Here is a 26,538-nt window from a genome sequence, read left to right on the forward strand (position 1 = left end):
GCTTCTAGCGATTCGCTACGATTCGTCCCGAGCGCTGCATCCCGCAGCAACTTGGAGATGAAGATGAAGGCAAAGCAGGACTGGTCAGTAGGCGCCACCGTCAAGGTCGGTTTCCTGTCGCTGACCGTGATCGCCAAGGTTCCGACTCCTGGCGACTTCAGGCCCGACGCATACGTGCTGGCCAACGCGGCGAAGGGCACGTTCTACGAATTCGTGCCGCACAACGGCCTCACCAAGATCGAGGCTTACGAAGCCCGTGAGCTGATCGCCGAGGGCCAGCGCATTGCTGCACAACAGGCCGCCGCCGCGATCGCCAAGGCCTCGGCCGCCGCATCACGCACCGCCGTCATCGCTCAGATGCTCGAGGCCGCGTGATGCCCATCACCCATTCCCACGAAGCCCGCCAGAGCTTCCTCTTCGACAACGCGATGGACCTGCCCGAAGGCGCGGCAGCAATCGAGGTTCAAGTCGCTGAAGGCCCCGCTGCCTTCGTCCTCTTCAACAAGCATTTCGCCCAGCGCGATCTGGAGGCTGCATGACGTACAGCGCCACCAACACTGAGGGCGCCGGCGTGCGGCCTTGCCATGCCAAGGACCTGCAGAAGCTCGAAAGCAAGTTCTTCATCGAGGCCTGCGACGTGAAAGACCTGCAGGGCGATGAAGCACAGCAGGTGGTCGCGGAATGCCTCGCGGGCAGCGGGCTCGAGCTCGAACCGGAGCGCCTTGCCTGCGACCGCGCTTTGAACGCCAGCAAGGCCACTCCGGCCTACTTCACGCCGTCGGACCACTTCGCGCTCGAGCAACAACAGCACCGCATGGGAGGTGCATCGTGAGCGCCGCGCCCCATTACGACAACGCCCTCCACATGATGGAGGTGCAAGGCGGCAGCTTCGTGAAGTCGCTCGCGCACTGCTACTACATGGCAGACCCTGCGAACAAGGCGATCTTGCGTGAAGCGTTTGCCAAGTACTTCGACGCCTACGAAGAGCGCTATCAGCAGCACGTCGCGGCGCGGGGTGCGGAGGTGGCGGCATGAAGGCCTACGCCGTAGTCCACGGTCCGCGCCGAAAGGTTCTGTCCGTTGCCCTGGATCGCTGGACGGCTCGCCATGAAGCCGCGGCAAAGCTCGACTTTCAAGCCGTCTGCGGAATCACTGGGTCGCATCACCAAATGGATCGCGTGCTGCGTGAACACCGTGCAACGGTCGTTCAGGTTGAGTTCGACTTTGCGAAACCAGTCTTGAAGGTGAGTGCCGCATGAACTTCGCCGACCTCCCCGACTGGTTCATCTACCTGCTGGTGTTCGCCCTGTTCGGCGTAGCGCCTGCTGTGTCTCCCCTGCTTGGGCCCGATGAGGTCGAAGCAGCACAGGTGACCGCTCAAGTCGTCAACGACAACGCTGCCGAGACGGTGGCGATGAAAGGCAAGCCATGACCACCATCAAGTCCAGCACCCCCGGCCACTGGGGCGACACCCACGCCAACACGCGCCTTGCGACCGAAGAAGCCGACGAGCGCCAGGACATCGAACGCATGAACGGATGGACTCGCGTCCTTGTGTTCCTCACCGTCGCCCCGCTGCTCGTTGCGCTGGGCATTCATCTGTACTTCCGCTGAAAGAGACCATGAACACCGCTACTGAAGAGCGCACCATCGACATGCTCGATGCCGCCCCCACGACGCACAGCGCCCCTGCACTGACGAGCCGCCGCGACATTGCCGCCGCCCCAGCCAGCGCCGGCCCGATGGGCAACGCGCTCGCCTTCCTTCAAGCCGGCGGCACCATTGACCAGATGCGCGACATCCTGGCGCTGCAGCGTGAATGGGAGGCCGGCGAAGCGAAGAAGGCCTACGTCGCAGCGATGGCGCAGTTCAAGAAGAACCCGCCCAAGATCCTCAAGGACAAGCGGGTGTATTTTGAGTCCAAGAACGGCGGCACCGCGACCGATTACTGGCACGCCACGCTCGGCAATGTCGCAGAGGCAATCATCGAAGGCCTGGCTGAGGTTGGCGTCAGCCACTCGTGGAAGCCGGAACGCATCGGCGACCGGGTGCACGTCACCTGCACGCTGACCCATGCCCAGGGCCACAGCGAATCTATCTCGCTCGACGGCCCGCTGGACAGCAGCGGCACCAAGAACAACATCCAGCAGGTTGCCTCCACGACGACGTACCTGTCCCGCTACACACTGCTGATGATCACCGGCCTTGCCGTCAAGGACGAGATCCTGCCGGACAACGATGGCGGCCCTGGCGGCGCGGGCGGCGGCGCGCCCTTCGATACCGACGACCACGGCGATCGCAAGGCGGCGACTTATGACCACGCGATGTTCACCGCCAACCTGGCGCAGTGGAAAGCCGTGATCAGCGATGGCCGCAAGACGCCCGATGCGCTGATCGACTTCATCGAGAAGCGAAATCTCCCGCTCACCGACGAGCAAAAGAAAACCCTGCGCGCCGTCCGTGCCGCCTGACCAGGACATCCAAATGAACACCACACACGCCATCGTTATTCACGACCTCGTCCAAGGCAGTCGGGAATGGCACGCCTATCGTGCAGTGCATTTCAACGCGAGCGACTGCGCCGCAATGTTGGGCTGCTCGCCCTACCAGACCCGAGACGAACTGAAGCTGCGCCTGCACACCGGCCTGACGGCAGACGTGGACCCGCGCACCCAGGCGCGCTACGACAACGGCCACCGCATTGAAGCCCTGGCACGCCCGCTCGGCGAAGACGTGCTCTGCGACGAACTGGTCCCGATGGTGGTGTCGCGCGGCAAGTACAGCGCGTCGTTGGACGGCGCTGTGCCGTTCGCCACGCCCGGTGTTATCCGCTTCACCCGACTATGGGAACACAAGCAGCTGAACGATGCTCTGCGCGAGGCCATGGTCGACGGCGCGACTGGCGCGGACCTGCCGAAGTCCTACCGCGTGCAGATGGAACAGCAGCTTTTCTGTACCGATGCCGAAGATGTGTTGTTCACTGCATCCGACTGGGACGGCGAAACCCTGATCGAAGCCCGCCACGTGGTCTACGTGTCCGACCCGGACCTGCGCGCGGAGATCCTGGCCGGCTGGCAGCTGCTGGAAGAAGAGATGGTTGGCTACGTGCCGCCCACCGCCGGCGCGATCGTCATTGCGCGCACCTACGCGGCTATGCCGGCACTGCAGTTCGACGTGTCAGGCGACCTCGAAATCAAGCACAACCTGGGTGTGTACCTGGAAGCGCTCGAGGCCTTCGCCGCCGCTGCGCCGAAGAAGCCGAGCACTGACCAGGAATTCGCCGACGCGGTGTCGGCCGGTAAAAAGGGCCGCGAGATCGCCAAGGTTGCCGTCAGCACCAAGGCCGACCTGTTGCGCCGCACAGGCTCGCTGAACGAAGCGATGGGCGTGCTCGACGAGATCGAGAAGCTGGGCACCGAGCTGGGCAAGACGCAGGAGAAGCTGGTCGAGCGCCGCAAGGAAGAGGTCAAGGCCGAGATGACTCGGACCGCCCGCGACCTGTTGGCCGCGGAGGTGGCATCGCTCAATGCGGATCTGGGCGAGGAACTGATCGCGCCAATTGGCCATGTGGTTGGCGAGTTCGCTGAGGCGGTGAAGAACAAGCGCAGCTTCGACAGCATGCAGGCTTCAGTCAACGAGGCCCTGGCAGCGCTGAAGATCAGCTATCGCCAACGTGCAACGCTGTTGCGCACCAACCTCGACACGCTCAGCGCCCTCGACAAAAAGCACAGCCATCTTTTCAACGACAAGGCGGCGATCCTGACGAAGGCGCCCGACGACTTCGCGGCGCTGGTGAAGGTCCGTTGCAGTGAGTTCGACAGCGCAGAGGCCCTGCGTGTCGAAGCCGAGCAGAAGCGCATCCAGGCGAGTGCCCAACAGGCTGCCGCCACGCAGGTGCAGCGCGCCCACGCTCAGACCAAGTCCACCCTGAACGGCGCCGATGTTGCGCTTTGCGACCAGACGATCGCCACGCTGGAGGCGCAGGTCTTCGAAGAAGAGGCCTACGGCACGCACTGCCAGGCTTTGATCGAGTCGCGCGACCAAGCGCTGCAGGTGGCCCGCTCTGCGCGCGAATCCGCCGTCGCGAGAGCCGCAGCTGCAGCGACGCCGGCACCAGCGCCCGCGCCTGCCGCCGTGGTGGCTGCGCCGGCGCCCGCCGCTGCCCCCACGGTCTACCAGATGGCCTCCCGCGCACAGCCCGCTGCCACACCGGCCGCGCCCGGCGGCGACACCAGTCCGTCGAACCTGCTGATCGGCGGCATCAACCGCCGCCTCGGGTACGACGTCAGCGCTCTGTTCCTGAAGCAACTCGGGTTTGAGCCTGCACGCATCGACGGCGCGCGCCGCTTCTACCGCGACAGCGATCTGCCGCTGATCGGCCGCGCTATCGCGGCGCACACCCTCCGCGTCACTGAACTGCAAGTCGACGCCGCCTGACCCGCCTCCGCTCAAAGGAATTTGCCATGTCCAAGTCTTATACCGCCCCCGCCGCCTTCTCCGAAGAGGAGTACGTCGCCATTCCGATGACGCCCGTCGAGTCCAAGCAAGTGGCGGCCGTCGGCTACGACGCTGCGCGCAAGACGCTGGCCGTCAGCTTCTCGCGCACCGGCGGCGCGATCTACCACTACCCGAACGTGGAGGCGAAGACGCACGCCGAATTCGTGGGCGCCGAGTCCATCGGCAAGTACTTCGGCGCGCACATCAAGCCGCTGCCGTTCAAGAAGTTCAAGGCCCCCGAGGCAGCTTGACATGGACTTCACCATCATCCCCTTCGAGAAGATCAACCAGGCGCTGGAGCAGGCCGAGAAGGCCGGTGCGCCGGACATCGAGGCGGCATGCCAACAGGCCGCGGCCGAGCTCGGTGTGCCGGTGGAAACGGTCCGCGAAGTGGCGCTCGCGCCGGAGGCATCCTGATGGATCTCCTCGACACATCCCCTGCGGCCCACTCCCAGGCCGCCCGCGACCCGAGCCGGTACACCGACGTCTTCGTCGAGCTGGAGCGCGCGAAGCTCGAACTGCTCAAGGTCTCCGACACCATCGCCGCCGCGCGTCGTGACTTCTTCGAAAACGGCGTCTCGACGAGCGCCGAGATTCGCAGCGCCCGCAGCGCTGAACAGCGCCGGCTCGAGATCCTGGTGCAGACGCTCAAGATCGAAGCGCTGGAGCTGCGCGCCAAGGCCCGCGAACTGAAGGGCCAGAGCTTCCTTGAGGCTCTCATCAAGCAGGCCGAAGCCATCGGCCGCAGCGACCTGGTCGAAGCGGCCAAGGCCGAATCCCTGCAGGCCCTCGATGCATCGGGCCTGCGCCTCGCCTACAGCATGAAAGGTCCGGCATGAATCCCCAATCCCCATCCTCATCCAGCAGCAGCGAGGCGGAGCGCGACTATCCGCCACTGCCCGAGCCGCTGGAGATCAACTGGCCGGAACTGAATTCGCAGGCACTTGGCTGCGGCGTCGAAGATCGCGGTTTGCGCGACCGCTACCAATGCGCTGAATACGGATGGGAGGACGGCGTGGACAGGGCCATCGAGCGTGTCCCCGAGGAAATCTACGATGCCGACCAGATGCGCGCCTACGTCGATGCCGACCGAGCAGCCCGCGCCACTCCCCCCAGCCTCCCCATCGACTTCAAGCAAGCGAGCGAGCAAGGCGGGTGGCAGTTGGTGCCGACCATTGGCGCCCGCGTCAAGGCCAACTACCCGATCACCGTGCTCAATCCGACCGAGTACTTCACGGTTTCCGAGATGCGCATGAACTCGGATGGCCGCATTGCAGTGCGCGGAGAGGACACCTGCTGGTTTAGCCTGCAGTCACTGGTCTCCCCCTCCCCCCACCCAGAAGAAGGAGCGCTGCTCCTGGGGGGCGATGAGGGTGGGAAGAAGGAAGGTGGGGCATGAGTGCGCAGAACACGCCGGGGCAGTTGCCAGTCGAACAGTGGGACTGGGACGAAATGTGCCGCCGTCAGCGCGCCATCGCGGAATCGAGCATCGGGGATGACCGCGCCTACGAGTTCGAGTGCTTGCGCGCATTCGAGAAGATCCGCGACAAAGAAGCCGCCATCGCCAAGGCCGCCAATGTTGCGAAGGACACCCAGCCATGACCCACCACCCCAACACCCCCGCCTCCCGCACAGAACAAGCAGCGCCTTCCGTTGCCTCTGGGGCGGTGGTGGATGTGCGCAGACTGGCGGCAGAAGCTCGCGCAAACCCCGGCATCGAGGTCGCTCTCTCAGAAGGCACAGCGAACGCCTTTCGCGATGCCCTCGCCGCACCCGGTGCCGCTACCGCTGCGCGCGGGCAGGAGGTTGACGAAGCAACCGCATTGAAGGGCGGCCGGTGGGTATCCGCTGCCGACATCGAGCACATGACCGGCGAGCTACTGTCACTTGCCACTGGCGATCCCTACACGCCGACCAAAATGGTTGATGCGTTCCATACGCTGCGCGCTGCCCTCGCGTGGCAGGCGATCCACGAAGACGACCTGAGCGCAACCGAGCGGTTCATTGTCGATGGCGGCGTCAAGCAGGCGGCCTTCTTCCCCGTCGATGCGAACCGACTGGCGAACATTGCGCTGCATTGCATCCGCGAGGTCCGCGCTACCCGTGCTGCCGCCGCTGCGCGCGAGCCCTGTGCAACGTGTGGCGCATCGGAACCCTTCACGGGTAGCTGCGGCACCAGTGATGGCGACACGCGAGCCCTTTGCAAACGCGCATCGCGCCAAGAAGCGCCAGCAGCGAGCGCGGAGGAATGGATGCCCGTGACGCCAGAACAGCACAGCAAGGCGTTCGCGGCCGGCGATTTGATGGCACTTGCCGAAGAGGCAGGCGGCGCACGCATGGCAGAGAACGTGGTGCAAGTCACTCGCAGCGACATCGAACGCATCATCTACTTCGCGAAGAACCGTGAGGACACCGCTGCCCGCTCCCCCGCAACTGTGGCGCAGCCGGTGGATGCTGGAGCATCGCGCAAGAGCGCGAAGGACGCGGCCGAATACGAAGTCCGCGAATGGATGGGTGAAAACGATGTAGTGCTGAAATCTGCCGCCTATCGCGCACTCATCACCTTGGTGCTGGCAGCCCAATCTGCCGCCCAGCCCTGCCCCTCTCAGGGATGCGGGGGAGATGGGGGCGTAGAGGCAGCGAGCATGTACGCACAGAAACATGGCCTCGCGGTCACGGTCGAGTGGATGCGCGGCTGGAATGCTTGCCTTGATGCAGTCGCCGCCTCCTCCACCGACAAGGGCGATGGGGGGAGCAAGGAATGAGCACGACGAGAGCAGCAGGAATGCCGCGCAAGCCCAGCTACCGGAAGCCATGCCCGGATCCCGTGAAGGGAGTGCGCTGCGAAGTTTGCGGCGGCGAGTTCGTATGCCTTCAGCCTGAACGCAAGAAGATCAACCCAACCAAACCCCGCGCCGCCCTCTCCGGCCTGGAGCATGTCGGGAAGGAGAGCGAGTGATGCGAGCGATTGACCTTTTCGCAGGAGCTGGCGGCTTTTCGACCGGCGCGCGCATGGCAGGCGTGGATGTGGTCTGGGCCGCGAACCACTGGCAAGCCGCAGTAGATGTGCACGCGGCTAATCACCCGGAGACCGCACATGCATGCCAGGATCTGCAGCAGGCCGACTGGCGCGGCGTGCCAGCCCACGACCTGCTGATGGCCTCGCCTGCTTGCCAGGGCCATGCCAACGCCCGCGGCAAGGAAAAGCCACACCACGATGCGCTGCGCAGCACGGCCTGGGCTGTGGTGTCTGCCTGCGAGTTCCATCGCCCTCAGGCGGCGCTGGTTGAGAACGTGCCCGAGTTCACGAAGTGGGCGTTGTTCCCGGCTTGGTGCGCGGCGATGTCGGCGCTGGGGTATGCGGTGGCGCCGCATCTAATCGACTCGGCAGATCACGGTGTCCCGCAGCACCGCGTGCGCTTGTTCCTCGTGTGCACGCAGGGTAAGCACCCGCTGCAGCTTACCTTCGAGCCCCGCACGCACGTCGGCGCTGATTCAGTGATTCAGTTCGCATCGGGAAAATGGTCGCCCGTCATCAAGCCTGGCCGCTCGACAAACACCCTTGCTCGAGTGGCTGCCGGCCGCGCACGGTTTGGCCGCCGCTTCGTGATGCCCTACTACGGCAGCGGCTCAGGATTGACCGGTCGCTGCCTGTCTCGTCCGCTCGGCACTGTCACAACGGTAGACCGCTGGGCTCTGGTCGATGGCGATCACATGCGCATGCTCACCGCCGCTGAGAACCGCGGGGCCATGGGATTCCCAGACAGCTACACGCTTCCGACGAACCACCGCCAAGCTGTGCACATGCTGGGCAACGCTGTCTGCCCTCCAGTTGCGCGCGACGTGATCAACGCATTGAAGGAATCCGCATGACAACCCCCACACAGATGCCCGAGAGCTTGAAGGTAGCGGCATATCTCGTCACCAACCTGAGCAGCGGCGAGCCCAGCATCTGCTTCGAAGACGAGCGCGGCGACTACGGCGACGAGGATCACACGCCCGTTTTCGAAGAGCTCATCAAGAAGTCCGACCTCGAAGCCGCCCTCCAATCAGCCCTCAAGGACAGGGATGCGGAGATTGAGAGGCTGAAGAAGGATGCGGAGCGGTCGGCGGACTGGTGTTCAGAGGTTCGGCAGGACCGTGAAATGGTCGCGAGTGCTCTGCAAGCACTACTCAAGGATCCGCTCAATCCGGAGACGACTGAGATGGCACACCTGGCTCTCGGGGAGCACATAAATGGATAAATTCGAAGTCGGCGCGAGCTATAGCGTCCTGCACCTCGACGATAGGTCTGAGGTCGTCAAGATTGCCGCACGCAAGGAAATGACAGTCACTCTGACGGATGGCCGATGCGCAGCCCTGCTGCATGGTGCTGGTCCAGACGGAAGTGCGGAAGAGCTTTTTCGGCTTGGCGAATGCGGCGCGTTTGCGAAAGGTGGTGTTGTTCGTGCGTGCCACCGCAAAAAATCCATTGACGCCGCCATCGACTCCATGAAGGGGGATGCAAATGGCTGCTGAAGCCTTTCCTTTGCAGTGGCCCGCCGGCCGAGAGCGATCACGCCGGCGCGAGCAGGCTTCCTTCGATACGGGAATGGCCGCCGCACGAGACGCAGCTTTCAACGAGGTGCGCTTGCTAGGTGGGCGCCATGTCGTGCTGTCCACCAACGTGCCGCTCCGTCAAGACGGCAAGCCCTACGCCAACTTCCCGCGGATCGAAGACCCCGCTGCAGCCATGTACTTCACCTACAAGGACAAGCAGATGTGCTTCGCCTGCGACCGATGGACAAGGGTCGAAGACAACATCCAAGCCATCCGCAAGACCATCGAAGCGCTTCGCGGTATTGCGCGCTGGGGAACTGGAGACATGCTGCAGGCGGCATTCACCGGCTTCACCGCCCTGCCCGCGCCCATCGTGGCCGGCATGAAGCGCCACTGGCGCGAGGTGCTCCAGTACGGCGACGGCCGGCCTGACGCGGCAATCATCCGAGGCTGCTACCAAAGGCTGGCCAGCTTGGCGCACCCCGACCGCGCGGGCGGCTCGACGGAGCGCATGGCCGAGCTCAACCAGGCGCGCGACGACGCGCTGAAGGAACTCTCATGACCACCACCGAAGCGTTCGAGACAGGCCTGCGCGCTGAGTTTGAGGCGTGGGCGAAGGAACGCGGCCACCCACTGTGCGACGTGATCCCGAAGTACGGCCCGGCGTCATCGATCAGCGACACGACGCTGCGCTTCTCCGACATCGCATGGGAGGCCTACCGCGCAGCCACAGAGCGCGCGGCAAAGCAGGAGCGCCCGACGATGCTAAGCGCCGATGACATGGCTGACCTGGAACGACTGAACCAAGTCTTTGATGATGGCGAAGGCTGGGATCTGCCGAAGGAGCGCATGAAGCGCCTCGCCGAGTTGGGCCTAGTCCGCTGGCACGGCGTCACGCGATACAGCATCACGTCGTTCGGCCGTTACTGCCTCAGCGAGTTCGAGTTGCCACTGTCCACGGTCGAGGAATACAACGCCAAGGCATATGCCGAAATGCTTGAACGCAACGGCATCGATGCTGCTGCCATCAGAGCGAGCAGCGGGAAGGGGGACTGCGATGTCTGATCGGGCACTGCTTGAGGCGGCTGCGAAGGCTGCTGGCGTGGAAGGCCACTTCTGCGCAAAAAAAGAGCTGGACACAGAACGCTGGGGCATCGTGACCTTCCTTGGCTACGGGCAGGCAGCGTTCTGGAACCCGCTGACCGACGACGGCGACGCGCTGCGGCTGGCTGTGAAGCTACATATCGACGTGAAACACTACGGAGATTACGTCGTCGCGTGGTTCGATGGCGGATACATCGGGACCGGATGCATCCCATACGACGACGATCCCTGTGCCGCTACCCGTCGCGCCATCACCCGCGCTGCTGCCTCCATCGGCAGCGGGAAGGAGTCTGCATCGTGATAGAAACCAAAAGTCACATCAAGTGGCAAGGTCGCCAATACTTCGAGGCCAAGGAGTTGGGGTTCTCAACGACCGGCAAATTCATCGTTTCGTTGTTCACCACGGAGCCTGCCGAGATGCGTGGCGGCTACTTCACCGCAGTGCCCATCAGCGACGCTGGTTACCGCGCCAAGTACAAGACCAAGGCCGCCGTGCAGGATAACGGCGACGAGTTGATCATCTACTGCGACTGGGGTCGTTCGCATCGTCTCGGCGCGTCACGCGAAGTCATCGAACAGCTTATCGACGACGCTCGCTCGCACAAGATCCCCGTCCGCGCTGCTGCCGAGACATCCAGAGAGAGCGGGAGGGGGGGATGAGCGCACAACCGCTGACCGAAGAACTGCTCAGCCAGAGCGAGGTGAAGGCGCTCACGGGCAGCGCCAACCTGGACGAGCAGGAACGAATCCTGAAGCAGGACGGCATCCCGTACCGCCGGCGCGACCGACGCATACTGGTGAGCCGATTCCACACCCGCGAGTGGCTGGCCGGACGCACGGTCGCGCCGTCGCGCGGGGTCAACCTGGCACTGGTGAAATGACCGGCAAGTATCCGCGGCTCCGATCGCATTCGCGCAAGCGCGCCTCCGGCAAGGTAGTTGTGTACTACTTTTACGATATGCGCCTGGACGGCAAGCCCGACATCCCGCTCGGCACAGACTTCGACGAGGCCCTGAAGAAGTGGGACGAGATCCACAACCAGAAGCCGCGCATCGCCGGCACGCTCGAGCAAGCCTTCAGCGCCTGGGAGGTTGACGAGGAATCCGGGCTGCTGAGCTACACGAACGCCGAGACCCGCCGCGGATACGCCAAGCACCTGCGCAAGCTCCGGCCACCCTTCGGCCCAGCGACGTGGGATCAGGTGGACCTTCCGATCCTGAAAGGCTACCTTCGCGCGCGTTCGGCGAAAACGCAAGGCAATCGGGAAATGGCCCTGCTGTCGATCATCTGGAACTGGGCGCGCGGCGAGGGCATGACGACGCTGCCGTGGCCGGCGGCCGGGATGGAAAAATCGAAGTGGAAGAACACCGAGAAGCCCCGCAAGATCAAGGTGCTGGACGAGATGTGGGAGGCGATTCGCTTCGAAGGCAACCAGACGCTGCAAGACTGCATGGATCTGGGGGCCGCCACCGGCATGCGCTTGACCGACTGCGTCGAGGTGCTGCTTCCCAAGGGCGACATCCTGCACCTGGAGGCCAGCAAGACGGGCAAGGAGGCCGAATGGGACCTGAGCCTGTCCGCGACGCTTCCGGACCTCCTGCGCCGGCGTAGAGCCCTTGGCGCGGATCACCTGATGCTGCTGTCCACCCCAGAGGGACAGCCGGTCGAGCTTCGGAAACTGGGCTACCAGTGGGACAAGGCCCGCAAGCGCGCGGCCGTGAAGGCCAGCATCGCCAACGACGACGACCTAGTGCGCAAGATTCGCGCGCTCTACCTGCGCGACGCCCGCAAGCGTGCCGCCCAGAAGTCGGAAAGCCTAGAGGCGGCATCACAGCTGCTTCAGCATGGCGACACACGCACGACAGAGCGCCACTACGGCGGGGTACGCAAGCTTAAGCCGGTGGCCTGAAAACACGTTCCGCATCCACCGATCTTCAGAGGAAGGTTAAAGGGGCAAGATGCGGAACGTTTCGCCCGGAAACCCGCATGAATGCTGGATTTTTCATGGGACTCAAAATCCCCCACCGAAAGGTGTGCCGGTTCGATTCCGGCCCCGGGCACCACACTTTGGCTCGCCCCCAGGCTGCGCGGCACTTCGTGTCCGCTTCGCCTTCCCCCTGCCGGGGGCAACACCTGAGGCCCGGCTAAGCCGGTTCCTCGGTGTTCCTGGAATGGGCCTCTCCCACTACGACTGCCCGTTGGCCTCTATCAGGCCTGTATGCACCGTCGGGTGCGCCAGCCGCACCCGCAGTTCGCGCTTGAGCCGCGTGTTGTCCAGCCGGCGCGATTCCCCCATGAAGCTCAGCAACTGCAGCGGCAACTGCCGCTCGGCCTCGCCGCGGGCCACGCGCGGGGGGCGGGGCATGCCGTACAGGTCGGCGGCCAGGTCCATGTAGTCGCCCATCTTCAGTTCGGTGTCGTCCGACGCATGCACGATGCGCTGCGGCTTGCCGCGGAACAGCGCGGCCTCGCAGGCTCGCGCCAGGTCGTCGGCGTGGATATGGTTGGTGTAGACGTCGTCCTCGTGCCGCAGCACGGGGGTGCCGCGCTGCAGGCGGGCGCGCGGCGTGCCGTTCTCGCGGTCCGGCGCATAGATGCCGGGAATCCGCAGGATGCTGGCCCGGATGCCGGCACTGCGGCCCAGCCATCGCACGGCGCGTTCGGCGTCCACGCGGCGGTGCGAGCGGGGCGTGTCCGGCCGCACCCCGCGGGTTTCGTTCACGCGTGCGCCGCCGCAGTCGCCATAGACGCCGCTGGTAGAGCCGTAGACGAAGGTCGAAGGCACCGAGCGCAGCCGCAGCGCGCGAGCCAGCGCGGTGGTGCGCTGGTCGCGCCACCAGGCGGCGCCCCCGTCGCGGGCAGGCGGCGCCAGGTGCAGCACCCGGGTCGCGATGCCCGCCAGCCTGCGCAGGGTGGCCGCGTCGTCCAGGTTGCCCACCAGCGGGCGCACGCCGGCTGCCCGCAGGGCGGCCACCCGGTCCCTGGAGGAAGTGAGCGCCACCAGTTGCATGCGGCCCGAAAGATCGCGCGCGACACGCTGGCCGACGTCGCCGCAGCCCACGATGAGAAGGCGCTCGCGCCGGAAACGCGCCGGCAGAGCGCCGGAGGGGCTATTGATTGAAGGCAAAATCCTGTTCCTGTCCCAATTCAGTTGCTCCCGCGCTGTTTGCAGCGCCCAGGAGATTACCCCCCGAAGAATACCGATGACTGCTACCGCGCCGCATGAGGCAGGCTTTTCCATCACCGTCGAGCCCAGCGGGCGCCATTTCGTGGCGCAGGGCGATGAAACCATCCTCGCGGCCGGCATCCGGCAAGGCATCGGCCTGCCCTACGGCTGCAAGGACGGCGCCTGCGGCTCCTGCAAATGCAAGAAGCTCTCGGGCGAGGTCACGCTCGGCTCCCACCAGAGCAAGGCGCTGAGCGCCGAAGAACAGCTGGCCGGCTTCGTGCTGACCTGCTGCGCCCACGCCACCAGCGACGTGGTGCTCGAGTCGCGCCAGGTCACGGAAGCCGGCGCGCTGCCGATCCGCAAGATGCCCGTGCGGGTGATGGGGCTCACGCGCCAGTCGCACGACGTGATTCTCTTGCGCCTGCAGCTGCCGGCGGGCGAGCCGCTGCAGTTCTACGCGGGCCAGTATGTCGAATTCATCCTGCGCGACGGCGCCCGCCGGAGCTACTCGATGGCCAATGCGCCGCACACCGTCGGCGTGCCCGGCACGGGCATCGAGTTGCACCTGCGTCACCTGCCGGGCGGCAAGTTCACCGACCACGTGTTCGGCTCGATGAAGGAAAAGGAAATCCTGCGCATCGAAGGCCCCTTCGGCAGCTTCTTCCTGCGCGAAGACTCCGACAAGCCGATCATCCTGCTGGCCTCGGGCACCGGCTTCGCGCCCATCAAGGCGCTGCTGGAACACATGCAGTTCAAGGGCATCTCGCGGCCCGTGTCGCTCTACTGGGGCGGCCGCCGCCCCGAAGACCTGTACATGGACGCCTGGGTGCGCGAGCAGATGCCCAACATGCCCCAGCTGCGCTACGTGCCCGTCATCTCCAACGCCACGCCGCAGGACAACTGGACCGGCCGCACCGGCTTCGTCCACCAGGCCGTGCTGGAAGACTTCGCCGACCTGTCGGGCCACCAGGTCTATGCCTGCGGCGCGCCCATCGTGGTGGATTCGGCCAAGCGCGACTACGTGGCGCTGGCCGGGCTGCCCGAAGAAGAGTTCTTTGCAGACGCGTTCACCACCGAGGCCGACAAGGCCGTTCCCTGAAGACAACACAAGAAACATGAAGACGAGACACTTCCTTCTCACCCTCCTTGCAAGTGCCACCGCCCTGATGGGCACCGGCACGGCCATGGCGCAGCAGCAGCGCCCCATCCGCCTCGTCGTGCCCTACGCGGCCGGCGGCCCGATCGACAACACCGCGCGCATCCTGGCCGAACGCGTCAAGGACACGCTGGGCCCGGTCATCATCGACAACAAGCCCGGTGCGGGCGGCAACATCGGCGCGGACATCGTGGCGAAGGCACCGCCGGACGGCCTGACCATCGGCATCGCGGCCACCGCCACGAACGCGGTGAATCCGTGGCTCTACAACAAGATCCCGTTCAACGCCGCGACCGACTTCGCGCCCATCACCCAGATGGTCCGCGTGCCCAACGTGCTGGTGATGAACGCCGACACCGCGAAGCGCCTGAACATTAACAGCGTGGCCGACCTCATCCGCTACGCCAAGGCCAACCCCGCCAAGCTCAACTACGGCAGCGGCGGCAACGGCAGCGCGGGGCACCTGGCGGGCGAGCTGTTCAAGAAGGAAGCGGGCATCTTCGCGGTGCACATTCCGTACAACGGCGGCAGCCCGGCGCAGCTGGCGCTGATCTCGGGCCAGGTCGACTTCAACTTCGACAACCTCGCCACCGCCGCGCCGAACATCCGCTCGGGCAAGCTGAAGGCGATTGCGGTGACGACGCTGCAGCGCAGCAGCTCGCTGCCCGAGGTGCCGCCCATCGCCGACACGCTCAAGGGCTTTTCCATCGACACGTGGTGGGGCCTGGTGGCACCGGCGGGCACGCCGCACGACGTGGTCGTGAAGCTGAATCAGGCGTTCGTGGCCGCGCTCAATGCGCCGGAAACGAAGACGCGCTTCGCCGGCCTGCTGGCCGAGCCGGTGGCCAGCTCGCCGGAGCAGTTCGGTGCATTCATGAAGAGCGAGCTGGCGAAGTACGAAGCCGTCGTCAAGGCGACTGGCGCCAAGGTCGACTGAAGGCGCCCCCCTCGGGGGCCCTTGTTCATTCGCCCAGGTACGCGGCCCGCACGCGCGGGTCGCTCAGCAGGGCCTTGGCCTCGCCGCTCATGGTGATCAGGCCCGACTCCATCACGTAGCCGCGGTCGGCCAGCTGCAGCGCGCGGTTGGCGTTCTGCTCCACCAGCAGGATCGTGACGCCCTGCGAGGCCACGGTTTGCACCACCTCGAAGATCTTGTCGCACATGATCGGCGACAGGCCCATGGTCGGTTCGTCCAGCAGCAGCACCTTGGGGCGCGCCATGAGCGCGCGGCCCATGGCCAGCATCTGCTGCTCGCCGCCGGACATGGTGCCGGCCAGCTGGTCCTTGCGCTCGCGCAGGCGCGGGAAGGTGACGAACACGCGCTCCATGTCGCTGGCGATCTCAGCCTTGTCCTTGCGGATGTAGGCGCCGATCTGCAGGTTCTCGGTGATGGTCATGCGCGTGAACACGCCACGGCCTTCCGGCACCATCACCAGGCCTTCGGACACCAGGTCCCAGGCGCCGCGGCCCTTGATGCTGCGGCCCAGGAATTCGATGTTGCCGGCCCCGGCCGGCAGCGTGCCGGTGATGGCCTTCATGGTGGTGGTCTTGCCGGCGCCGTTGGAGCCGATCAGCGAGACCAGCTCTCCCTCGCGCACCTCGAAGTCCACGCCCTTGACGGCCTGGATGCCGCCGTAGCCCACCTTCAGGCCGCCGACCTTCAGCAGAGTCTTGCCGGCCGCCTTGGCCTGCGCGGCGCTGGCCAGGGTGTCTTGTTCGCTCGTCATCGTTGCTGTCGTCATTTCAGTGGCCTCCGGTGCCGAGGTAGGCCTCGATCACCTTCTCGTTCTTCTGCACGTCGTAGGGCGTTCCCTCGGCGATCTGCTTGCCGTAGTCCAGCACGGTGACGCGGTCGCACAGGCCCATGATGAGCTTGACGTCGTGTTCGATGATGAGGATGGTGCGGTTGTCGCGGCGGATGCGGTCGATCAGCTCGCGCAGCGCCACCTTCTCGGTGGAGTTCATGCCCGCGGCCGGCTCGTCCAGCGCGATGAGCTGCGGATCGGTGGCCAGGGCGCGCGCGATTTCCAGGCGGCGCTGGTCGCCGTAGCTCAGCGTGCGCGCCTTGTAGTCGGCGAACTTGCCGATGCCCACGTAGTCGAGCAGCTCCTGCGCGCGCTTGGCGATGGCGGCCTCCTCGGCCTTGAAGCTGCCCGTGCGCAGCATGGCGCCGAACACGCCCGAATGGGTACGGATGTGGCGCCCGACCATCACGTTCTCCAGCGCCGTCATTTCGGCGAAGAGGCGGATGTTCTGGAAGGTGCGCGCAATCCCGGCCTTGGCCACTTCGTGCACGGCCGTCGGCTGGTAGGGCTTGCCGGCCAGCTCGAAGGTGCCGCTGTCGGGCGTGTACAGGCCGGTGATCACGTTGAAGAACGTGGTCTTGCCCGCGCCGTTGGGGCCGATCAGCCCGTAGACCTGGCCGCGCTTGATGGTGATGCCCACGTCCGAGAGCGCCTGCAAGCCGCCGAAGCGCTTGGAGATGCCGCGTACGTCGAGGATGGTGTCCGTAGTCGTCGTCATGTTGATTTCTCCTTCGGCGTTCACGGATTGATCGACATGGGACGCGAGGCTGCACCCGGCAGCTCGTCGGCGGGCGTATCGATGCCCGGCGCATGGGTCTGCAGCGAGCCCGGGGCCACGGCCGCATGGGTCGGGTCGACGGGGGCGCCGCCCTTCTTCGTCAGGGACTTGCCATGCTCCGGCGACGGCCACAGGCCGCGCGGGCGCACCAGCATGATGACGATCATGGCCAGCGCGATGAACAGCTGGCGCAGGATGGATGCGTCGAGGCGGCCGTCGGTGGCCGCCTGCAGCGGGCCGGCCACGTAGCGCAGCACCTCGGGCAGCGCCGCCAGCAGCACGGCGCCCAGAATCACGCCGGGAAGATGCCCGATGCCGCCGAGCACCACCATCGCCACGATCATCACCGACTCCATCAGGCTGAAGGACTCGGGCGACACGAAGCCCTGGAAGGCCGCGAACATCGCGCCCGACACGCCGCCGAAGCTCGCGCCCATGCCGAAGGCCAGCAGCTTCATGTTGCGGGTATTGATGCCCATGGCCTTGGCGGCGATCTCGTCTTCGCGGATGGCCATCCAGGCGCGGCCGATGCGCGAGGTCTGCAGGCGGTGCGAGATGATCACGGTCGCGACCACGAGCGCCAGGAACAGGTAGTAGTACAGCGACACCGAGGAGATCGTGAAGCCGTCGAACTTCCATGCCTTGCCGAGGTCGAGGCCCCAGAACTTGATGGAATCGATGGCCGTAATGCCCTTGGGCCCGTTGGTGATGTTGACGGGCTGGTCCAGGTTGTTCAGGAACACGCGGATGATTTCGCCGAAGCCCAGCGTGACGATGGCGAGGTAGTCGCCGCGCAGCTTGAGCGTGGGCGCGCCCAGCAGCACGCCGAGCACGGCGGCCACCACCAGCGCCAGCGGAATCACGATCAGCAGCGAGGTGTGCATGCCGTTCGGGAACATCTGCGCGAACCACGGGAAGGTCTCGGTCAGGTGAGACGAGCCCATGAGCGCGAACAGATAGGCGCCCACCGCGAAGAAGGCCACGTAGCCCAGGTCGAGCAGGCCGGCGTAGCCGACCACGATGTTCAGGCCCAGTGCCAGCAGCACGTAGAGCAGGGCGATGTCGGCGATGCGCACCCATGCGTTGCCCTGCATCTGCAGCAGCAGCGGCAGAGCGAGCACGGCGATGGCGCCGATGACGTAGAGCGCGAGGTTCTTGCTGTTCTTCATGGCTCGCTCCTTACGCACGGTCCGCCACACGTTCGCCGAGCAGGCCCGACGGACGCAGGGTGAGCATGACGATCAGCACGATGAACGCGAAGATGTCGCTGTAGTTGCTGCCCAGCACGCCACCGGTGATGGTGCCGATGTAGCCGGAGCCGATGGCCTCGATGAGCCCCAGCAGGATGCCGCCGACCACCGCGCCCGCGAGGTTGCCGATGCCGCCGAACACCGCCGCGGTGAAGGCCTTGAGGCCGGGCAGGAAGCCCATCGCGTGCTGCGCGATGCCGTAGTTCGACGCGTACATCACGCCCGCGATGGCCGCGAGCACGGCGCCGATGATGAAGGTGGCCGAGATGACCATGTCGGGGCGGATGCCCATGAGGGCGGCCACGCGCGGGTTCTCCGCGGTGGCGCGCATCGCGCGGCCGAGCTTGGTGTAGTTGACCAGCCACATGAGCACCACGAGCGAGAACGCCGTGACGCTGAGGATCATCACCTGCGTGGGCGAGATCACCGCGCCACCCACGTGGATGGGGTCGGTCGGCAGCAGGTTGGGATAGGCCTTGTTGGTCGGCTTCCAGATGATCATCGCCAGCGTCTGCAGCAGGATCGACATGCCGATGGCGGTGATCAGCGGCGCGAGCTTGGGGCTGTTGCGCAGCGGCCGGTAGGCCACTTTCTCGATCACGAAATTGAGGGTTGCCGCGACGATGCAGGCAATGATCAGGGCAATGAGCAGAACCAGCCAGCCCGGTGTGTTGGGCATGCCGTCCTTCATGAGGCCGATGATGGTCCAGCTCGTCAGAGCCCCCACCATTAATACTTCTCCGTGCGCAAAGTTGATCAGATTGATGATGCCGTACACCATGGTGTAGCCCAAGGCTATCAAGGCATACATGCTGCCGAGAACCAGACCGTTGATGATCTGCTGCAGCAAAATGTCCATATCGCGTTCCCTATGTGTTGCACCGTTGCGGGGTGCCATTCACCCACCGGGGCACCGGTTTGGCGCCCCCAGCTTGATAAGCAAAAAACCAGCCAACATGTGTCGCCGGCGGATTTGTGGGCGGGATTGTAGTCACGCGCCAGCGCTGATTTGGTGCGTGTTGACCGGGGTTTACCCGCTCACCTCATGCTGTATGCGCGTGAGTTCATGCACGGCTTGCGTGCATGTTGCAAGACCGTATCAGTCGTTGCCTTCAGCGTTCAGGCGACGCAGTTCCCGGAGCTTCTCGCCGATGCGGATCTCGAGTCCGCGGTCGACCGGCTCGTAGAAGACCTGGCCTTCCAGGCCGTCGGGAAGGTAGCGCTCGCCGGCGGCGAAACCGCCCTCCTCGTCGTGCGCATAGCGGTAACCCTTGCCGTAGTCGAGCTCTTTCATGAGCTTGGTGGGTGCATTGCGCAGGTGCATGGGCACCGGGCGCGTGCTGTCCTTCTTCACGAGGGCGCGCACTGCGTTGTAGGCCTTGTAGACCGCGTTCGACTTGGGCGCGATCGCGAGGTAGACCACGCACTCGGCCAGCGCCAGTTCGCCTTCGGGGGTACCCAGCCGTTCGTAGACCTCGGCCGCGTCGAGAGCGAGGCGAAGCGCGCGCGGGTCGGCCAGGCCGATGTCTTCGCTTGCCATGCGCACCAGCCGGCGTGCCATGTAGCGCGGGTCGGCGCCGCCGTCGAGCATGCGCACGAACCAGTAGAGGGCGGCATCGGGGTCGCTGCCGCGCACGGACTTGTGCAGCGCGCTGATGGTGTCGTAGAACTGCTCGCCGCCCTTGTCGTAGCGCCGCATGCGTTCGCCCAGCACACGCAGCAGCCATTCGTCGGAGATGTTCGAGAGCTTCTCGGCACGCGCCGCTACGGCCAGTGTCTCGAGGGTGTTGAGCAGCCGGCGCGCATCGCCGTCGGCATAGGCCACGAGGCGGTCGACCGCTGCAGCGTCGATGGCGGGCACGGCCTGGATATCCTGCGCGCGCGCCACGATCTGCTTGAGATCGCCTTCGTCGAGCGACTGCAGCACGTACACGGCGGCACGCGAGAGCAGCGCGGAGTTGACCTCGAACGACGGGTTCTCGGTGGTCGCGCCGATGAAAGTGAAAAGGCCCGACTCCACGTGCGGCAGGAACGCGTCCTGCTGGCTCTTGTTGAAGCGGTGCACTTCGTCGACGAAGACGATGGTGCGCTGCTGCGTGAGCCCGTCGCGCGCGGCGGTGGCAAGGTCCACCGCTTCGCGGATGTCCTTCACGCCGCCGAGCACCGCGCTGATGCTGAGGAACTGCGCGTCGAACGCATCGGCCATGAGCCGCGCGATGGTGGTCTTGCCGGTGCCGGGCGGCCCCCAGAGGATGCACGAGTGCGGCTGGCCCGACTCGAACGCGATGCGCAGCGACATGCCCGGCCCCAGCAGATGCTGCTGGCCGATCACTTCGCCGAGCGTGCGCGGACGCAGGCGCTCGGCGAGGGGTTGATGCGCGCTGGTGGCCAAACCCGTGGTGCGTCCTGGCTTACTGCTTGACGACGTCGGCACCGGCGGGTGCCTTGAAGTCGAACACACCGGCCGGCAGCGACGGATTCACTTCGACCTTGTTGAACTTGAGCACCGAACGCTGGCCGAAGCTGTCGAGAATCTCGAGCGCCGCGAGCGCATCGCCCTGGAAGCCCACCTGCACGCTCTGCAGCTGGCCGTCCTTGTTCTTAGGCGTGGCCTTGACCCATTGCAGGCCGTCGCGGTCGGGCATGGCCTCGAGCGTGAAATCGGCCTGCAGCGCCTTCAGGTCGGGCGCGGCGGCAATCAGCGCGGCGGGCGTGGAGCCCAATGCCTGAGCCTGTGCGCGCTGCGTGACTTGGTTCAGGTCGGCGTCGTAGAGCCACAGCGTCTTGCCGTCGGCCACGATGCTTTGCGCGAAGGGCTTCTGGTAATCGAACTTGAATTTGCCGGGGCGCTGGAATTCGAAGGTGCCGGTCGAAGTCTTGGTGCGGCCCGGCTGGCCTTCGCGCGACGGCGCGGTCACGGTCTGGGCGAAGTCGGCACGGCCGGACTTGACCGTCTTCACGAAGGTTTCGAGGCTCTCGAGCCCGCCCGCCCACGCGTTGGCGGAACACATGAGGCCGATCAATAGCCAATGACGCAATTTCAATTTGAATTCCTCGCAATAGCTTTTGGGCTGTGCCACGGAGCGTGACACTCGACTTCGACCCTAACCGCCGCGAATTGCGGCAGGTGTAGGTCTTGATGAAGATTTGCAATGCCGGATGGCTTTTTGCAAATTTCCTTTCAGCCCGTAACCTGAAATACCGGTTCGTCCCCGCGAATTATTCGGCCGCGCGCGCCGGCACCAGGATTTCCCGCTGGCCGCTGCCGCTCATGGCGCTGACCAAGCCGGCCTTTTCCATGTCCTCGACCAGGCGGGCCGCGCGGTTGTAGCCGATCTTCAGGTGCCGCTGCACGAGCGAGATACTGGCCTTGCGGTTCTTGAGCACGACTTCCACCGCCTGGTCGTACATCGGGTCTTTCTCGGCATCGCCGCCGCCGAGCATGTCGCCGTCACCGTCGCCATCGACCGTGCCGCCTTCGAGCACGCCCTCGATGTAGTCGGGCTCGCCCTGGCTCTTGAGGTAGGCCACCACGCGGTGCACTTCCTCGTCGCTCACGAAGGCGCCGTGCACGCGGATCGGCAGGCCGGTGCCGCTGGGCATGTAGAGCATGTCGCCCATGCCGAGCAGCGCTTCGGCGCCCATCTGGTCGAGGATGGTGCGGCTGTCGATCTTGCTCGACACCTGGAACGCGATGCGGGTCGGGATGTTGGCCTTGATGAGGCCGGTGATCACGTCGACGCTGGGGCGCTGCGTGGCCAGGATCAGGTGGATGCCCGCGGCGCGCGCCTTCTGCGCGAGGCGGGCGATCAGCTCTTCGATCTTCTTGCCGACCACCATCATCAGGTCGGCCAGTTCGTCGATCACCACGACGATGTGCGGTTCGCGCTTGAGCGGTTCCGGATCGTCCGGCGTCAGGCTGAAGGGGTTGTAGATGAACTCCTCGCGCGCCTTGGCTTCGTCGATCTTGGTGTTGTAGCCGGCCAGGTTGCGCACGCCCAGCTTGCTCATGAGCTTGTAGCGGCGCTCCATCTCGGCCACGCACCAGTTCAGGCCGTGGGCCGCCTGGCGCATGTCGGTGACCACGGGCGCCAGCAGGTGCGGAATGCCTTCGTAGACCGACATTTCGAGCATCTTCGGGTCGATCATGAGCAGGCGGACGTCGCGCGCCTCGGCCTTGTAGAGCAGCGAAAGGATCATTGCGTTGATACCCACCGACTTGCCCGAGCCGGTGGTACCGGCCACCAGCACGTGCGGCATCTTCGCGAGGTCGGCCACCACGGGGTTGCCGATGATGTCCTTGCCGAGGCCCATGGTGAGCATCGACTTGCCTTCGTTGTAGATCTGCGAGCCCAGGATTTCGCTGAGCTTGATCGACTGGCGCTTGGCGTTCGGCAGTTCGAGCGCCATGTAGTTCTTGCCCGGGATGGTCTCCACCACGCGGATGGACACCAGCGAGAGCGAACGCGCGAGGTCCTTCGCGAGATTGACGATCTGCGAGCCCTTGACGCCGGTGGCGGGCTCGATTTCATAGCGCGTGATGACAGGGCCCGGCGAAGCGAGCACCACGCGCACCTCGACGCCGAAGTCCTTGAGCTTCTTCTCGATCATGCGCGAGGTCATCTCGAGCGTGTCGGAAGAGACGGTTTCCTGGCGCACTTGGGCGGCATCGAGCAGGTCGACCTGCGGCAGCTTGCTGTCGGGCAGTTCCTTGAAGAGCGGCTTCTGGCGCTCCTTGACGACGCGATCGCTCTTGGGCACCTCGGTCATCGCGGGCTCGATCTGCACGGGCGGCGAAGGGACGCGGCGCTTGGGCCGCGGCTCGATGCGGATTTCGTCATCGTCGTCCGCGAAGGCCGACGACGCGGAAGACATGGACGGCTCGCCTCCCCTGATGTCCGACGCACCGCCGCCGCGCGTGAACGCGGGCTCGTCGGCCTCGGCGCGCTCGCGGGCCGCCTGCTTGCCCATGGCGATGTCGGCGGCCATCTCGCGCTTCTCGCGGCGCGACTCGAAGAGCGAATAGGCGCGTGCGCCGATGCGCTCGGCGATCAGGCTCCAAGAGAAGCGGAACACCAGCGCCGAACCGATCACGCCGCCGGCGATGGCGACCAGCGCCGAGCCGGTGAAGCCGAGCCAGCGCACGCTGGCCGGCCCCACCAGGGCACCAATCGCGCCGCCGCCGGCACCGCCCGGCAGGTGGCCTTCGAGACGGTACAGGCGCGACCATTCGAGCATCGCGCTCGCGCACAGCAGCAGCGCAAGACCGAACCAGAAGGCGAGGCGGCTGCGGTTGAAGCGGCCGCGCGGCGCCTGCTCGGCCGCCGAAGTCGGTTCGCCACCGCGCAGCCAGCTGGCCAGCGAAGACAGCCACGCGCGCAGCCCGGCCGCAAGGCACCACCACACGGAAAAGCCCGCGGCAAAGTAGCTGCCATCGGCCAGCCAGGCGCCGAAGCGGCCACCCCAGTTCTTGATTTCGCCCCCGGTGCCCGATGTCGACCACGCGGCATCGGACAGCGTGAAGCTCAGCATTGAAAGCAGCCAGAACAGCAGCGCTGCGAATCCAGCAATCAGCGTGATTTCGTGGGCGAAGCGCATGGCGCGCGTGCGCACGGGTTGCCCGTCGGCGGCAGAGGAAGATTGAAGCGTATTGAGCGAATAGGTCATGAAAAACGCGGCACCCGGTCCAGAAAATCGGGGGCCGGACACACGAACACTACAACAAAAGGCCGGAGCCGCCCGCAGCGGACCCGGCCCCGGAAGCTCAAGCCAGGGACAGGAGCCGTTCCTTGACGATCATCGACCCGTCGTCCAGGGTCTGCACGAAGCCGCGCTCCTCGAGGTCCTTCATGACGCGGCTCACCATTTCGCGCGAGGCGCCGACCATCTTGGCCAGATCCTGGCGGGAGATCTTGTCGCGCACCTTGAGGATGCCCGCGCCGTCTTCGATGGCGAACTCGAGCAGCGAGCGGGCCACGCGGCCGTACACGTCCATCAGCGCCAGCGATTCGATCTTGCGGTCGGCGTGGCGCAGGCGCTGTACGAGGCCACGCATGATGTTGTAGGCCATCGAGGAGTTCTCGGGCAGGCAGCGCGCGAAGGCGTCGCGGCCCAGCATGAGCACGTCGCACTGGATCTCGGTACGCACGGTGGCCGAGTGCGGCTCGTCGTCGATCAGGCTCATCTCGCCAAGGTAGTCGCCAGGATGCAGCGTGGCCAGGATGACCTCGCGGCCGCGGCTGTCGGCGCTGGTGACGCGGGCACGCCCGGTCAGGATGATGTAGAGCGCGTCGGACTTCTTGCCCTGCTCCACGACGACTTCCGCGCGCTTGAAGCGCTTCTTGATGATCGCGTCCGCGATGCTGGCGGACTGCGTGGCCGTCAGCGACGCGAACAATGGAACGCGCCGAAGCAATTCGAGGTTGGACAGCATCGACATTTATCAATCCCTGCTACAGCGCGCGGAGCGGTCCAAAAGGCAGGCCAATGGATTACTACAATCGCGCGCATTGAAAACACCGTTCACCCGGTGTTGAACCGGGCGGTGATACTCCATATATATCGCTACCACCCTGAAAATGTACACGCTGAATCAGCGTATATCCTAGGTTTTCTACTCATGTCCGCTCCCCAACACGCCAAGGTTTTGATTCTCGGCTCCGGCCCCGCCGGCTACACCGCCGCCGTCTACGCAGCCCGCGCAAACCTGCAGCCGCTGCTCATCACGGGCATCGCCCAGGGCGGCCAGCTGATGACCACCACCGAGGTCGACAACTGGCCGGCCGACGTTCATGGCGTGCAGGGACCGGAGCTGATGCAGCGCTTCCTGGAGCATGCAGAGCGCTTCAAGACGCAGATCGTGTTCGACCACATCAACAAGGTCGACCTGAGCAAGCGCCCGTTCACGCTGACCGGCGACAGCGGCACCTACACCTGCGACTCGCTGATCATCGCCACGGGCGCTTCGGCGAAGTACCTGGGCCTCGACTCTGAACAGAAGTTCATGGGCCGCGGCGTCTCCGCATGCGCCACCTGCGACGGCTTCTTCTACCGCGAGCAGGAGGTCTGCGTGATCGGCGGCGGCAATACCGCCGTGGAAGAAGCGCTCTACCTCGCCAACATCGCCAACAAGGTGACGCTGGTGCATCGCCGCGACAAGTTCCGTGCAGAGCCCATCCTGATCGACAAGGTCAAGGAAAAGGTCGCCGAAGGCAAGATCGTGCTGAAGCTGCACAGCGAACTCGACCAGGTGCTGGGCGACGACACCGGCGTGACGGGCATCCGCATCAAGAATACGCAGACCGGCGCCACCGAGCAGATCGACCTGAAGGGCTGCTTCATCGCCATCGGGCACCATCCCAACACCGACATCTTCCAGGGCCAGCTGGAAATGAAGGACAACTACATCCTGACCCGTTCCGGCCTGCAGGGCTTTGCCACGATGACCAGCATTCCGGGCGTCTTCGCCGCCGGCGACGTGCAGGACAACGTGTATCGCCAGGCCATCACGAGCGCCGGTACCGGCTGCATGGCGGCACTCGACGCACAGCGCTTCCTGGAACAGGACGGCACGCTCTGAGAGGCGGGCCCTCCAAAAGGGCTATAATCCGAGGCTTTGCCGAAACAGGGCTCTCTCACGAGTCGCGGCAAAGTCGGGGTACCGCCACCCGTTTCTGGCGAGGTCAAGCTGCAAAACACCTGCAATCGCCACGATTGCGCCGGTGCCAGCTGTTCAAGAAAGAGTGTCCACATGGCACGCGTATGCGACGTAACGGGCAAAGGCCCGATGGTCGGAAACAACGTTTCCCACGCCAACAACAAAACCAAGCGCCGGTTCCTGCCGAACCTGCAATACCGCCGTTTCTGGGTCGAGACTGAAAACCGCTGGGTTCGCCTGCGCGTTTCGAGCGCCGCGCTGCGCCTGATCGACAAGAACGGTATCGACTCCGTGCTCGCAGACCTGCGCGCACGCGGCCAAGCTTAAGGAGCTGAATCATGGCAACGAGCAAAGGCGGACGCGAAAAGATCAAGCTGGAATCCACCGCGGGTACCGGCCACTTCTATACGACCAGCAAGAACAAGAAGACGATGCCTGAAAAGATGTCGATCATGAAGTTCGACCCCAAGGCGCGCAAGCACGTCGAATACAAGGAAATCAAGCTGAAGTAATTCAGCCCTGGTTCCCAACACAAGAACCCGCTGCTTACCCAGCGGGTTTTTTGTTGCCTGTCGAATCGCAA

38 protein-coding genes and 1 tRNA gene are annotated in these 26,538 nt (G+C 65.1%); 30 read left to right on the forward strand and 9 right to left on the reverse strand.

What is annotated here, in order from left to right; genetic code table 11:
- The first annotated feature begins 63 nt into the window (after positions 1-63).
- The 25 genes from C4F17_RS12415 (at position 64) to C4F17_RS32800 (ending at position 12,203) form a co-directional block, all read left to right on the forward strand.
- Positions 64-375, forward strand: coding sequence for a hypothetical protein (locus C4F17_RS12415; RefSeq protein ID WP_234382784.1), 312 nt, complete (start codon positions 64-66; stop codon positions 373-375).
- Positions 375-539 carry a hypothetical protein gene (locus C4F17_RS32765; RefSeq protein WP_159053644.1) on the forward strand — a complete coding sequence of 55 codons (165 nt, stop codon included), beginning with the start codon at positions 375-377 and terminating at the stop codon, positions 537-539. The genes C4F17_RS12415 and C4F17_RS32765 overlap by 1 nt, the downstream gene beginning before the upstream one ends.
- Positions 536-832, forward strand: a complete 297-nt coding sequence (locus C4F17_RS12420) for a hypothetical protein (RefSeq protein ID WP_106935442.1) — start codon at positions 536-538, stop codon at positions 830-832. The genes C4F17_RS32765 and C4F17_RS12420 overlap by 4 nt, the downstream gene beginning before the upstream one ends.
- On the forward strand, positions 829-1,035 hold the full coding sequence (locus C4F17_RS12425) for a hypothetical protein (protein ID WP_106935443.1): 207 nt from the start codon (positions 829-831) through the stop codon (positions 1,033-1,035). Before C4F17_RS12420 ends, C4F17_RS12425 begins: the two co-directional genes overlap by 4 nt.
- On the forward strand, positions 1,032-1,259 hold the full coding sequence (locus C4F17_RS32770) for a hypothetical protein (protein WP_159053645.1): 228 nt from the start codon (positions 1,032-1,034) through the stop codon (positions 1,257-1,259). The genes C4F17_RS12425 and C4F17_RS32770 overlap by 4 nt, the downstream gene beginning before the upstream one ends.
- Complete coding sequence (locus C4F17_RS32775; protein ID WP_159053646.1) at positions 1,256-1,432, forward strand: hypothetical protein; 177 nt, start codon at positions 1,256-1,258, stop codon at positions 1,430-1,432. The genes C4F17_RS32770 and C4F17_RS32775 overlap by 4 nt, the downstream gene beginning before the upstream one ends.
- Positions 1,429-1,614, forward strand: coding sequence for a hypothetical protein (locus C4F17_RS32780; RefSeq protein ID WP_159053647.1), 186 nt, complete (start codon positions 1,429-1,431; stop codon positions 1,612-1,614). Before C4F17_RS32775 ends, C4F17_RS32780 begins: the two co-directional genes overlap by 4 nt.
- Positions 1,615-1,622: 8 nt before the next feature.
- Positions 1,623-2,471 (forward strand): ERF family protein, encoded by an 849-nt coding sequence (locus C4F17_RS12430; protein WP_159053648.1) that lies wholly within the window; start codon positions 1,623-1,625, stop codon positions 2,469-2,471.
- Between the two features lie 13 nt (positions 2,472-2,484).
- On the forward strand, positions 2,485-4,437 hold the full coding sequence (locus tag C4F17_RS12435) for a YqaJ viral recombinase family protein (protein ID WP_106935445.1): 1,953 nt from the start codon (positions 2,485-2,487) through the stop codon (positions 4,435-4,437).
- A gap of 26 nt (positions 4,438-4,463) precedes the next feature.
- On the forward strand, positions 4,464-4,748 hold the full coding sequence (locus C4F17_RS12440) for a KTSC domain-containing protein (RefSeq protein WP_106935446.1): 285 nt from the start codon (positions 4,464-4,466) through the stop codon (positions 4,746-4,748).
- Position 4,749: 1 nt separating this feature from the next.
- Entirely contained in the window at positions 4,750-4,914 is a 165-nt protein-coding gene (locus C4F17_RS32785; protein WP_159053649.1) for a hypothetical protein, read from the forward strand.
- A complete protein-coding gene (locus C4F17_RS12445) occupies positions 4,914-5,336 on the forward strand; it encodes a hypothetical protein (RefSeq protein WP_106935447.1) in 423 nt (140 codons plus the stop codon). The genes C4F17_RS32785 and C4F17_RS12445 overlap by 1 nt, the downstream gene beginning before the upstream one ends.
- Positions 5,333-5,896: a hypothetical protein gene (locus tag C4F17_RS12450; protein WP_159053650.1), complete on the forward strand. Its 564-nt coding sequence runs from the start codon at positions 5,333-5,335 to the stop codon at positions 5,894-5,896. Before C4F17_RS12445 ends, C4F17_RS12450 begins: the two co-directional genes overlap by 4 nt.
- Positions 5,893-6,099 carry a hypothetical protein gene (locus C4F17_RS32790; protein ID WP_159053651.1) on the forward strand — a complete coding sequence of 69 codons (207 nt, stop codon included), beginning with the start codon at positions 5,893-5,895 and terminating at the stop codon, positions 6,097-6,099. The genes C4F17_RS12450 and C4F17_RS32790 overlap by 4 nt, the downstream gene beginning before the upstream one ends.
- Entirely contained in the window at positions 6,096-7,262 is a 1,167-nt protein-coding gene (locus C4F17_RS12455; RefSeq protein WP_159053652.1) for a hypothetical protein, read from the forward strand. Before C4F17_RS32790 ends, C4F17_RS12455 begins: the two co-directional genes overlap by 4 nt.
- A gap of 193 nt (positions 7,263-7,455) precedes the next feature.
- On the forward strand, positions 7,456-8,370 hold the full coding sequence (locus C4F17_RS12460) for a DNA cytosine methyltransferase (protein WP_106935450.1): 915 nt from the start codon (positions 7,456-7,458) through the stop codon (positions 8,368-8,370).
- Positions 8,367-8,741 (forward strand): hypothetical protein, encoded by a 375-nt coding sequence (locus tag C4F17_RS12465; protein WP_159053653.1) that lies wholly within the window; start codon positions 8,367-8,369, stop codon positions 8,739-8,741. Before C4F17_RS12460 ends, C4F17_RS12465 begins: the two co-directional genes overlap by 4 nt.
- Complete coding sequence (locus C4F17_RS32795) at positions 8,734-9,015, forward strand: hypothetical protein (RefSeq protein ID WP_159053654.1); 282 nt, start codon at positions 8,734-8,736, stop codon at positions 9,013-9,015. The genes C4F17_RS12465 and C4F17_RS32795 overlap by 8 nt, the downstream gene beginning before the upstream one ends.
- 73 nt (positions 9,016-9,088) lie before the next feature.
- Entirely contained in the window at positions 9,089-9,598 is a 510-nt protein-coding gene (locus C4F17_RS12470; RefSeq protein WP_159053655.1) for a J domain-containing protein, read from the forward strand.
- Positions 9,595-10,101 (forward strand): hypothetical protein, encoded by a 507-nt coding sequence (locus tag C4F17_RS12475; RefSeq protein ID WP_106935453.1) that lies wholly within the window; start codon positions 9,595-9,597, stop codon positions 10,099-10,101. Before C4F17_RS12470 ends, C4F17_RS12475 begins: the two co-directional genes overlap by 4 nt.
- Entirely contained in the window at positions 10,094-10,441 is a 348-nt protein-coding gene (locus C4F17_RS12480; protein WP_106935454.1) for a hypothetical protein, read from the forward strand. The genes C4F17_RS12475 and C4F17_RS12480 overlap by 8 nt, the downstream gene beginning before the upstream one ends.
- Complete coding sequence (locus tag C4F17_RS12485; protein ID WP_106935455.1) at positions 10,438-10,800, forward strand: hypothetical protein; 363 nt, start codon at positions 10,438-10,440, stop codon at positions 10,798-10,800. Before C4F17_RS12480 ends, C4F17_RS12485 begins: the two co-directional genes overlap by 4 nt.
- A complete protein-coding gene (locus C4F17_RS12490; RefSeq protein WP_234382787.1) occupies positions 10,797-11,021 on the forward strand; it encodes a DUF4224 domain-containing protein in 225 nt (74 codons plus the stop codon). The genes C4F17_RS12485 and C4F17_RS12490 overlap by 4 nt, the downstream gene beginning before the upstream one ends.
- On the forward strand, positions 11,018-12,049 hold the full coding sequence (locus C4F17_RS12495; protein ID WP_234382790.1) for an integrase: 1,032 nt from the start codon (positions 11,018-11,020) through the stop codon (positions 12,047-12,049). The genes C4F17_RS12490 and C4F17_RS12495 overlap by 4 nt, the downstream gene beginning before the upstream one ends.
- A 63-nt stretch (positions 12,050-12,112) precedes the next feature.
- A tRNA-OTHER gene (locus C4F17_RS32800) sits at positions 12,113-12,203 on the forward strand.
- Between the two features lie 122 nt (positions 12,204-12,325).
- On the opposite strand, the gene C4F17_RS12500 is transcribed toward C4F17_RS32800, so the two are convergent.
- Positions 12,326-13,267 carry an SDR family oxidoreductase gene (locus C4F17_RS12500; protein ID WP_081265753.1) on the reverse strand — a complete coding sequence of 314 codons (942 nt, stop codon included), beginning with the start codon at positions 13,265-13,267 and terminating at the stop codon, positions 12,326-12,328.
- Between the two features lie 76 nt (positions 13,268-13,343).
- On the opposite strand from C4F17_RS12500, the gene C4F17_RS12505 reads away from it, so the two are divergent.
- Both C4F17_RS12505 and C4F17_RS12510 read left to right on the forward strand, forming a co-directional pair.
- On the forward strand, positions 13,344-14,408 hold the full coding sequence (locus C4F17_RS12505; RefSeq protein ID WP_106935456.1) for a CDP-6-deoxy-delta-3,4-glucoseen reductase: 1,065 nt from the start codon (positions 13,344-13,346) through the stop codon (positions 14,406-14,408).
- Between the two features lie 16 nt (positions 14,409-14,424).
- A complete protein-coding gene (locus C4F17_RS12510; protein WP_106935457.1) occupies positions 14,425-15,402 on the forward strand; it encodes a Bug family tripartite tricarboxylate transporter substrate binding protein in 978 nt (325 codons plus the stop codon).
- A 25-nt stretch (positions 15,403-15,427) separates the two neighbouring features.
- Here C4F17_RS12510 and C4F17_RS12515 read toward each other — a convergent pair whose 3' ends face one another.
- From C4F17_RS12515 to C4F17_RS12550, 8 genes are all read right to left on the reverse strand, one after another.
- On the reverse strand, positions 15,428-16,192 hold the full coding sequence (locus C4F17_RS12515) for an ABC transporter ATP-binding protein (protein ID WP_081265852.1): 765 nt from the start codon (positions 16,190-16,192) through the stop codon (positions 15,428-15,430).
- Between the two features lie 16 nt (positions 16,193-16,208).
- Positions 16,209-16,988 (reverse strand): ABC transporter ATP-binding protein, encoded by a 780-nt coding sequence (locus tag C4F17_RS12520; protein ID WP_081265853.1) that lies wholly within the window; start codon positions 16,986-16,988, stop codon positions 16,209-16,211.
- A gap of 20 nt (positions 16,989-17,008) precedes the next feature.
- The gene (locus C4F17_RS12525; RefSeq protein WP_106935458.1) at positions 17,009-18,217 is read right to left on the reverse strand and encodes a branched-chain amino acid ABC transporter permease; all 1,209 of its coding nucleotides are present in this window, start codon (positions 18,215-18,217) and stop codon (positions 17,009-17,011) included.
- A 10-nt stretch (positions 18,218-18,227) separates the two neighbouring features.
- Positions 18,228-19,157, reverse strand: coding sequence for a branched-chain amino acid ABC transporter permease (locus C4F17_RS12530; protein ID WP_081265749.1), 930 nt, complete (start codon positions 19,155-19,157; stop codon positions 18,228-18,230).
- A gap of 240 nt (positions 19,158-19,397) precedes the next feature.
- The gene (locus C4F17_RS12535; protein ID WP_081265748.1) at positions 19,398-20,690 is read right to left on the reverse strand and encodes a replication-associated recombination protein A; all 1,293 of its coding nucleotides are present in this window, start codon (positions 20,688-20,690) and stop codon (positions 19,398-19,400) included.
- A 19-nt stretch (positions 20,691-20,709) separates the two neighbouring features.
- Positions 20,710-21,309: an outer membrane lipoprotein chaperone LolA gene (lolA, locus tag C4F17_RS12540; protein WP_234382792.1), complete on the reverse strand. Its 600-nt coding sequence runs from the start codon at positions 21,307-21,309 to the stop codon at positions 20,710-20,712.
- Positions 21,310-21,517: 208 nt separating this feature from the next.
- Complete coding sequence (locus C4F17_RS12545) at positions 21,518-23,965, reverse strand: DNA translocase FtsK (RefSeq protein ID WP_106935460.1); 2,448 nt, start codon at positions 23,963-23,965, stop codon at positions 21,518-21,520.
- Positions 23,966-24,062: 97 nt separating this feature from the next.
- The gene (locus tag C4F17_RS12550) at positions 24,063-24,737 is read right to left on the reverse strand and encodes a Crp/Fnr family transcriptional regulator (RefSeq protein WP_081265745.1); all 675 of its coding nucleotides are present in this window, start codon (positions 24,735-24,737) and stop codon (positions 24,063-24,065) included.
- A 180-nt stretch (positions 24,738-24,917) separates the two neighbouring features.
- Here C4F17_RS12550 and trxB point away from each other — a divergent pair, with 180 nt between their 5' ends.
- The 3 genes from trxB to rpmG all read left to right on the forward strand — a co-directional run bounded on the left by trxB (position 24,918) and on the right by rpmG (position 26,467).
- Positions 24,918-25,877 carry a thioredoxin-disulfide reductase gene (trxB, locus tag C4F17_RS12555; RefSeq protein ID WP_081265744.1) on the forward strand — a complete coding sequence of 320 codons (960 nt, stop codon included), beginning with the start codon at positions 24,918-24,920 and terminating at the stop codon, positions 25,875-25,877.
- A gap of 171 nt (positions 25,878-26,048) precedes the next feature.
- Complete coding sequence (gene rpmB / locus C4F17_RS12560; protein ID WP_081265743.1) at positions 26,049-26,282, forward strand: 50S ribosomal protein L28; 234 nt, start codon at positions 26,049-26,051, stop codon at positions 26,280-26,282.
- 11 nt (positions 26,283-26,293) lie between these two features.
- Entirely contained in the window at positions 26,294-26,467 is a 174-nt protein-coding gene (gene rpmG / locus C4F17_RS12565; protein WP_007830291.1) for a 50S ribosomal protein L33, read from the forward strand.
- Positions 26,468-26,538: the final 71 nt, after the last annotated feature.

Origin of the sequence: Variovorax sp. PMC12, assembly GCF_003019815.1 — a bacterium.
Lineage (GTDB): Bacteria > Pseudomonadota > Gammaproteobacteria > Burkholderiales > Burkholderiaceae_C > Variovorax.